The 7,272-nt window shown below is 72.6% G+C and carries 8 protein-coding genes; 6 read left to right on the top strand and 2 right to left on the bottom strand.

The window, feature by feature from the left end; translation table 11 throughout:
- The first annotated feature begins 154 nt into the window (after positions 1-154).
- A complete protein-coding gene (locus ACFRCR_RS15120) occupies positions 155-877 on the top strand; it encodes an alpha/beta fold hydrolase (RefSeq protein ID WP_377678659.1) in 723 nt (240 codons plus the stop codon).
- Between the two features lies 1 nt (position 878).
- Here ACFRCR_RS15120 and ACFRCR_RS15115 read toward each other — a convergent pair whose 3' ends face one another.
- Positions 879-1,661 (bottom strand): ROK family protein, encoded by a 783-nt coding sequence (locus ACFRCR_RS15115; RefSeq protein ID WP_377678657.1) that lies wholly within the window; start codon positions 1,659-1,661, stop codon positions 879-881.
- A 34-nt stretch (positions 1,662-1,695) separates the two neighbouring features.
- Here ACFRCR_RS15115 and truA point away from each other — a divergent pair, with 34 nt between their 5' ends.
- A complete protein-coding gene (truA, locus tag ACFRCR_RS15110; RefSeq protein WP_377678655.1) occupies positions 1,696-2,604 on the top strand; it encodes a tRNA pseudouridine(38-40) synthase TruA in 909 nt (302 codons plus the stop codon).
- A gap of 3 nt (positions 2,605-2,607) precedes the next feature.
- On the opposite strand, the gene ACFRCR_RS15105 is transcribed toward truA, so the two are convergent.
- On the bottom strand, positions 2,608-3,006 hold the full coding sequence (locus ACFRCR_RS15105; RefSeq protein WP_138825529.1) for a DUF5709 domain-containing protein: 399 nt from the start codon (positions 3,004-3,006) through the stop codon (positions 2,608-2,610).
- A gap of 190 nt (positions 3,007-3,196) precedes the next feature.
- On the opposite strand from ACFRCR_RS15105, the gene ACFRCR_RS15100 reads away from it, so the two are divergent.
- The 4 genes from ACFRCR_RS15100 (at position 3,197) to rpsI (ending at position 7,226) form a co-directional block, all read left to right on the top strand.
- Complete coding sequence (locus ACFRCR_RS15100; protein WP_377678653.1) at positions 3,197-4,906, top strand: ABC-F family ATP-binding cassette domain-containing protein; 1,710 nt, start codon at positions 3,197-3,199, stop codon at positions 4,904-4,906.
- A 116-nt stretch (positions 4,907-5,022) separates the two neighbouring features.
- Positions 5,023-5,982, top strand: coding sequence for a rhodanese-related sulfurtransferase (locus ACFRCR_RS15095; RefSeq protein ID WP_377678651.1), 960 nt, complete (start codon positions 5,023-5,025; stop codon positions 5,980-5,982).
- Positions 5,983-6,247: 265 nt separating this feature from the next.
- A complete protein-coding gene (rplM, locus tag ACFRCR_RS15090; RefSeq protein WP_030151909.1) occupies positions 6,248-6,691 on the top strand; it encodes a 50S ribosomal protein L13 in 444 nt (147 codons plus the stop codon).
- Positions 6,692-6,737: 46 nt separating this feature from the next.
- A complete protein-coding gene (gene rpsI, locus ACFRCR_RS15085) occupies positions 6,738-7,226 on the top strand; it encodes a 30S ribosomal protein S9 (RefSeq protein ID WP_377678649.1) in 489 nt (162 codons plus the stop codon).
- The last annotated feature ends 46 nt before the right edge of the window (positions 7,227-7,272 follow it).

Genomic DNA, 7,272 nt, shown 5'->3' with positions numbered 1-7,272 from the left:
CTCCTGAAGGGCCCGGCACCATCTGGTGCCGGGCCCTTCGTCGTGCCCGGCGGCGGGCGCTCGACGGAGGATGCGTGGCCACGACGGCCCGACGGCGGCGCCCACCGGGTGTGCTCGGCGGTGCGCCGGGCGCTGGGGCCCTAGATTGGTCGGTATGGGTCTGCCGGTGCTGTTCGTCCACGGTTCGCGTACGTCCCGCACGATGTGGAGGGCGCAGCTCGAGGCCATGGACCGTGCCGGCATCGTGGCCGAGGCCGTGGACCTGCCGGGTCACGGCGAGCGGACGGGCGAGGCGTTCACCCTCGACGGTGCCGTGGTGACCGTCGCCGGGGCTGTGGACGACCTCGGGGGCCGGGCGCTCGTCGTCGGGCTCTCGCTCGGCGGGTACGTGGGGATCGAGCACCGCGCGCGCCGTCCCGAGCAGGTCGCGGGTCTTGTCGCGGCGAGCTGTTGCACGGTGCCGGCGTCCCGGTTGCGCGTCGCCTGGCGCGTCGCGGCGGATCGTATCGAGAGGCTGCCGGACAACGGTGCGGCCCTCAACCAGGCGCTCGTGCGCAGGACCCTGCCCGCGGCCGGCGTCGAGGACATCGGTGCGGGCGGCTTCGCGCTGACGACCATGACGGCGATCCTCGACGAGGTCGGGCGCACGGAGCCCCTGGCGGCGCTGTCGGTGACGGACTCTCCCGTGTGGTTCGTCAACGGGCGGTGGGACCACTTCCGGTTCGGGGAGCGCGCCTACCTCGCGGCCGCGCGCTCGGGCGGCGCGCGGGCCGAGCTCGTCGTGGTGCCGGGGGCCAAGCACCTCGTGAGCCTCGACCGGCCCGTGGCGTTCACCCGGGCCGTCCTCGCGGCCCACCACGAGCTGGACCCGTCCTAGCTCAGACGAGTGTCAGGTCCCACGCCCTGGCACCGCCCACGAGCGCGGCCGAGTTGGGGACGACCACGACGTCGTCGCCCAGGCGTTCGAGCGCGGACGGCGTGATCTGGCGCGAGTTGCCCCCGCCCAGGTAGAGCCGGTCCCACCAGAACACGGGGCGCAGCCCCTCGACGAGAGCGACGACGCGCCGTGACCAGAGGCCGTTCCCGAGTCGCCGCCGCTCGACCTCGCCGATGTACTCGTCGTACGTCGTGCCGCGCCGGACGGGCGCGTGCGACCACTCGAGGTGCGGGGCGAGGCGTCCGCCGTGGAACAGTGCCGACCCCAGCCCGGTCCCGAGCGTGAGCACGAGCTCGAGGCCCGACGCCGCGACGACGCCGGCCCCGTGCACCTCCGCGTCGTTGAGGACGAGCGCAGGCATCCCGAGGCGTTCGCTCACCGCCGCCTGGACGTCGAAGCTGGCCCACTGCTCGGCCAGGGCCGGGTCGACCCTGCTGCGCGGTCCCGAGCGCGTGATGTAGTGCGGGGTGTGCACGACGACCCCGCGGCGGATCATGCCCGGCATGCCGACGGTGACCCGGACCGCGGGGGGCAGGCGGTCGGCGATCTGCGCGACGACGTCGACCAGGAGGGTCGGCGGCAGGGGGTAGGGCGTCGGGACCCGGACGGCGGCGGCGTGCGCGGTCCCGGCGGCGTCGAGCACGTTGGCCTTGATGCCGCCCCCGCCGCAGTCCACCGCGAGGGTGCGCAGCTCGGAGTCGGGGCCGGAAGTGCGTTCGGGCATGTCAGCACAGTATCGGGCGCTAGCGTAGGTGCACGTGACGAACGAGCAGCCGGTCCGTGTCCGCCTGGACCTCGCCTACCAGGGCACGGCCTTCGCCGGGTGGGCCCGCCAGCCCGGCCTGCGGACGGTCGAGGGTGCCCTCGAGGACGGCCTGGGACACATCTTGCGGGGCGACCCGCCGCGGCTGACGGTCGCGGGCCGCACCGACGCGGGGGTCCACGCGCGGGGTCAGGTGGCGCACGTCGACCTGCCGAGGGCCGCGTGGGACGCGATGCCGGGCCGCTCGGACCGTACCCCGGGCGACGCGCTCGTCGCGCGGCTCGGGGGAGTGCTGCCGGGGGACGTCGTGGTGCACCGGGCGACGCCCGCTCCGGAGGGGTTCGACGCGCGCTTCTCGGCGCTGTACCGCAGCTACACGTTCCGCATCGTCGACGACCCCGCCCTGCGCGACCCCCTGCGCCGTGAGTGGGTCCTGTGGAACCGGAAGCCGCTCGACGCCGACGCGATGCACGCGGCCCTCCAGCCGCTGCTCGGGGTCAGGGACTTCGCGGCCTTCTGCAAGCCGCGGCCGGGTGCGACCACGATCCGCGAGCTCCAGCACCTGTCGTGGGAGCGGGCGACCGACGGGCCCGACGCGGGGCTCGTCGTCGCGCACGTCCGCGCGGACGCGTTCTGCCACAACATGGTGCGCGCACTGGTCGGCGCGTCGGTCGCCGTGGGGGAGGGGCGTCGTCCCGTGTCCTGGCCGGCCGAGGTCCTGGCGGCGAGGCGCCGCGACGCGGGGGCGGGCGTCGTGCCGCCGCACGGCCTGGTCCTCGAGGCCGTCACGTACCCGCCCGACGACGAGCTCGCGGCCAGGGCCGAGCGCGTCCGCGCGGTCCGCATGGACGAGGACGTCTGGGACGCCACGACCGAGGGGGCGCCGGAGGCCCGCCCGTCGTAGCGCCTACGGCTCCTCGACGATGTGGATCGCGGCCTCCTCGGCGCTCGCCGCGGCGCCGTCGATCCCGGCGTCGTCGGCGTACGTGTCGTTGACGCGGCCGTCGAGCGCGTCGGGGTCCGCCACGAGCCGGCCCGACCGCGTGGTGTCCGGTCGGTCGAGGGGGTCGGCGTCCCAGTCCTCGGGCTCCTCGTCGGCGAGGCGCTGGTCGAGCGACTCACCGTCCTCCTCGAGGCGCTCAGGGTGTGCGTAGGTCAGCGGGGCGCGCTCGGGCGGTGCATACCCCTCGTCGAGCACGTCGTCGACGCCGCGGTCGACCAGGGTGTCGTCGCGCTGGAGCTGGTCGGAGTCGCCCTCGGTGCCGAGGGCGGGGTCGGTCCGGGTGGCAGGGGTGTCGTCGCTCATCCCTCCACACTGTCACCGCGAGGGCGTTCCCGCAGCCTGCGTGCGCCGCCGGACGGGGTTGTGCAGCCCGACGGCGGAGCGCGCCAGGGCGCGGCGGTGCGCTCGGCAGGTGGTCACCCCGGGTGGTCGGGTGCGTCACCGTCGGCGAAAGGAGTCGTCAACCAGGGCCTCGGGCAGGGAGGATGAGCCCGTGGGTCACATCGACATCAGCGACATCAGCTACTTCCTGCCCGACGGCCGTCCCCTCCTCGCCGGGGCGACCCTGCGCGTCGCGGACGGGGCCAAGGTCGCTCTCGTCGGGCCCAACGGCGCCGGCAAGACGACGCTCCTGCGCATCGTCGCGGGCGACCTGTCCGCCCACGGGGGCACCGTGGGGCGCAGCGGCGGGCTCGGCGTGATGCGCCAGTTCGTCGGCCGGATCGACGACGACCGCACTGTTCGCGACCTGCTCGTCGACCTCGCGCAGCCCTCGATCCGCGACGCCGCGCGCGAGCTCGCCGCGGCTGAGCTCGACATCATGACGGTCGACGACACCCCGTCCCAGATGCGCTACGCCCAGGCGCTCGCCGACTGGGCCGACGCTCGTGGGTACGAGGCAGAGGCCGAGTGGGACAAGGTCACCGACGAGGTCCTGTCGATCCCGTTCGAGCAGGCGCAGTTCCGCGAGGTCCGCACGCTGTCGGGCGGCGAGCAGAAGCGCCTGGTCCTCACGGCCCTGTTCCGGGGCCCCGAGGAGGTCCTCCTCCTCGACGAGCCGGACAACTACCTCGACGTGCCGACCAAGCGCTGGCTCGAGGAGAAGCTCGCGGCCTCGCCCAAGACGGTGCTGTTCATCAGCCACGACCGCGAGCTCCTGGCGCGGACCGCGACCCAGGTCGCGACCGTCGAGCCCACGGCCGCGGGCGGGACGATCTGGGTGCACGGCGGCGGCTTCGGCACATATGCCGAGGCCCGCGCCGACCGCCGCAGCAGGCTCGAGGAGCTCCTGCGTCGTTGGGAGGAGGAGCACGCCAAGCTCAAGGACCTCGTCAACACCCTCAAGAACAAGGCCGCCTTCAACGACGGGCTCGCCAGCCGCTACCAGGCCGCCCAGACGCGCCTGCGCAAGTTCGAGGAGGCCGGGCCGCCGCAGGTCCTGGCGCACGAGCAGAACGTCAAGGTCCGCCTCACCGGCGGGCGCACGGCCAAGCGGGCCGTGACGTGCGAGCAGCTCGAGCTGACCGGGCTCATGGAGCCGTTCGACCTCGAGGTCTTCTTCGGCGAGCGCGTCGCGATCCTGGGGTCCAACGGTTCGGGCAAGTCGCACTTCATGCGGCTCCTGGCTCGCGGCGGGTCGGACCCGGACCTCGAGCACCGGCCGGTCCTCGACGGTACAGCGGGTGCGTCGGGCGACGCAGCCGTCGTCCCCCCCGTGGCGCACACGGGCCGGGCGGCGCTCGGCTCGCGCGTGCGCCCGGGGTGGTTCGCGCAGAACCACGCGCACCCCGAGTTCGAGGGCCGGACGCTGCTCGAGATCCTGCACCGCGGCGACGGCGCGCGCTCCGGCATGGGCCGGGAGCCGGCGAGCAAGGCGCTCGACCGCTACGAGCTCGTCGGTCAGGCCGAGCAGCGTTTCGAGACGCTGTCCGGCGGGCAGCAGGCGCGCTTCCAGATCCTGCTGCTCGAGCTCGGGGGAGCGACGCTCCTGCTGCTCGACGAGCCCACGGACAACCTCGACCTGCACTCGGCCGAGGCGCTCGAGTCGGGCCTGGCGGCGTTCGAGGGCACGGTTCTGGCCGTCACGCACGACCGGTGGTTCGCGCGCGGCTTCGACCGGTTCGTGGTGTTCGGCTCGGACGGGCGGGTCGTCGAGACACCTGAGCCGGTCTGGGACGTCGAGCGGGTCAAGCGTCAGCGGTGACCGGCAGGTGCCGGCCCGGCCGGCCCGCGGCGAGTGTGCGGTGAGGAAGGCCACACGCACTGCGGCGGGCCGGTAGCACGACCTGCGCGCCGCCGTCGGGCTCCTAAAATGGAGCAATGGCCGTCCCCAAGATCATCCTCTTCTACGCCTTCACGCCGCTCGCCGACCCGCGCGCGGTGCAGCTGTGGCAACGCTCCCTCGGGGAGCAGTGGGGGCTGACGGGACGCGTCATCGTCTCCGAGCACGGCATCAACGCGACGCTGGGTGGGACGGTCGAGAACCTCAAGCAGTACGTCAAGACGACCAAGCAGTACCCGGGCTTCTCGGAGATCGACGTCAAGTGGTCGGACGGCACGGGCCGTGACTTCCCGCGCCTGTCGGTCAAGGTGCGCCCCGAGCTCGTGAGCTTCGGCGCGGCCGACGAGCTCACGGTCGACCAGGACGGGGTGGTCGACGGCGGTGCGCGCCTCGACCCCGAGGCGCTGCACGAGCTCGTGGCCGAGCGCGGCGACGACGTCGTGTTCTTCGACGGCCGCAACGCGTTCGAGGCCGCGATCGGCAGGTTCCGCGGTGCCGTCGTACCGGCGGTCGAGACGACCCGCGACTTCGTGGCCGAGCTCGACTCGGGCGCGTACGACGACCTCAAGGGTCGCCCCGTCGTGACCTACTGCACGGGCGGCGTGCGCTGCGAGGTCCTGTCCTCGCTCATGCTCGCGCGCGGCTTCGAGGAGGTCTACCAGCTCGACGGCGGGATCGTGCGCTACGGCGAGACGTTCGGCGACCAAGGGCTGTGGGAAGGGTCGCTCTACGTGTTCGACGAGCGCATGCACGTCGAGTTCGGGACCGAGACCGTCCCGCTCGGCGCGTGCAACGAGTGCGGCGGCGCGACCGCCAAGTACGAGAACTGCGTCGACCCGGGCTGCCAGACGCTGCGCCTCTTCTGCGCCGACTGCGCAGGCGTCGCGCGCACGCTCCAGTGCGACGCGTGCGCCGACCTGCGCCCCGGCGCGTACCCTCGTCCTCGGGAAGGCGCGTCCATCGGCCTCTCCCGCGACAACCACCGGGCAACCGCCTGAACCGGCGCTCTGGCGCCCGTGCGTGCGCCGTCGGGCACGCTGCTCACCGAGGTCCAGATCACCCTCGGTGTGACGCAGCATGTTTTGACCCTGCACGGGCCGTCCAGGTAGTCTGTTGAGTCGTTGTGCTTCCCCTTCGGTATCTCGTCACTTGTGCGCCCACTCGCTCCGTGACCTGGACACCTGTCAACCGAAGGCCAAACGACTTGTCGGACGCAGGCTCCTGCGCCGAAGACACCGAAGACACGAAACGAAGGCTACGACCGTGCGTACGTACACCCCGAAGCCCGGCGACGTCCAGCGTGACTGGTACGTCATCGACGCGACCGACGTCGTCCTGGGCCGTCTCGCCACCCACGTGGCGACCCTGCTCCGTGGCAAGCACAAGGCCACCTTTGCTCCGCACGTCGACGGCGGTGACTTCGTCATCGTCATCAACGCCGGCAAGGTCGCCCTGACCGGCAACAAGCGCGAGCAGAAGCTTGCCTACACCCACTCCGGTTACCCGGGTGGTCTTCGGGCGGTCGCGTACAGCGACCTGCTGGAGAAGCACCCCGAGCGTGCTGTGGAGAAGGCCGTCCGCGGCATGATCCCCAAGACCTCGCTCGGCCGCGCCCAGTTCGGCAAGCTCAAGGTCTACGCAGGCTCTGAGCACCCGCACGCCGCGCAGCAGCCGAAGACTTTCGAGATCACCCAGGTCGCGCAGTAGGCTCCGCCTGCTCGTAGACGAGAACTTAGGACGCGAGGACACACCAGTGGCCGAGACCACCGTCGACATCGACGTGCTGGACGAAGAGACCCCCAGCAACTACACCTCTGAGAGCGCAGCCCCCACGGGCCGTGGCCAGAGCACCACCGCCCCCGCGCAGGCCCTGGGCCGTCGCAAGGAGGCCATCGCCCGCGTGCGCCTGGTGCCCGGCACCGGCCAGTGGAAGATCAACGGCCGCACCCTCGAGGGGTACTTCCCCAACAAGGTGCACCAGCAGCTCGTGAACTCCCCGCTGAAGCTGGTCGACGTCGAGGGTCGTTTCGACGTCATCGCCCGCATCAACGGTGGCGGCACGTCCGGCCAGGCCGGTGCCCTGCGCCTCGGCATCGCCCGTGCGCTCAACGAGGTCGACGCCGAGCACAACCGCCCGGCGCTCAAGAAGGCCGGCTTCCTGACTCGCGACGCACGCGTCGTCGAGCGCAAGAAGGCCGGGCTCAAGAAGGCCCGTAAGGCTCCGCAGTACTCCAAGCGCTGATCCAGCGCTTGCGCACGACGGCCCCGGTGGACACAGTCCACCGGGG

Source organism: Oerskovia sp. NPDC056781 (assembly GCF_042789955.1).
GTDB lineage: Bacteria > Actinomycetota > Actinomycetes > Actinomycetales > Cellulomonadaceae > Oerskovia > Oerskovia rustica.
This window is presented reverse-complemented; position numbering and strand designations above follow the sequence as displayed.

Bases quoted from the DNA above. Each gene is read 5' to 3' on its own strand.
- ACFRCR_RS15120 (WP_377678659.1), top strand. From the start codon at position 155: ATGGGTCTGCCGGTGCTGTTCGTCCACGGTTCGCGTACGTCCCGCACG.
- ACFRCR_RS15115 (WP_377678657.1), bottom strand. From the start codon at position 1,661: ATGCCCGAACGCACTTCCGGCCCCGACTCCGAGCTGCGCACCCTCGCG.
- ACFRCR_RS15105 (WP_138825529.1), bottom strand. From the start codon at position 3,006: ATGAGCGACGACACCCCTGCCACCCGGACCGACCCCGCCCTCGGCACC.
- ACFRCR_RS15095 (WP_377678651.1), top strand. From the start codon at position 5,023: ATGGCCGTCCCCAAGATCATCCTCTTCTACGCCTTCACGCCGCTCGCC.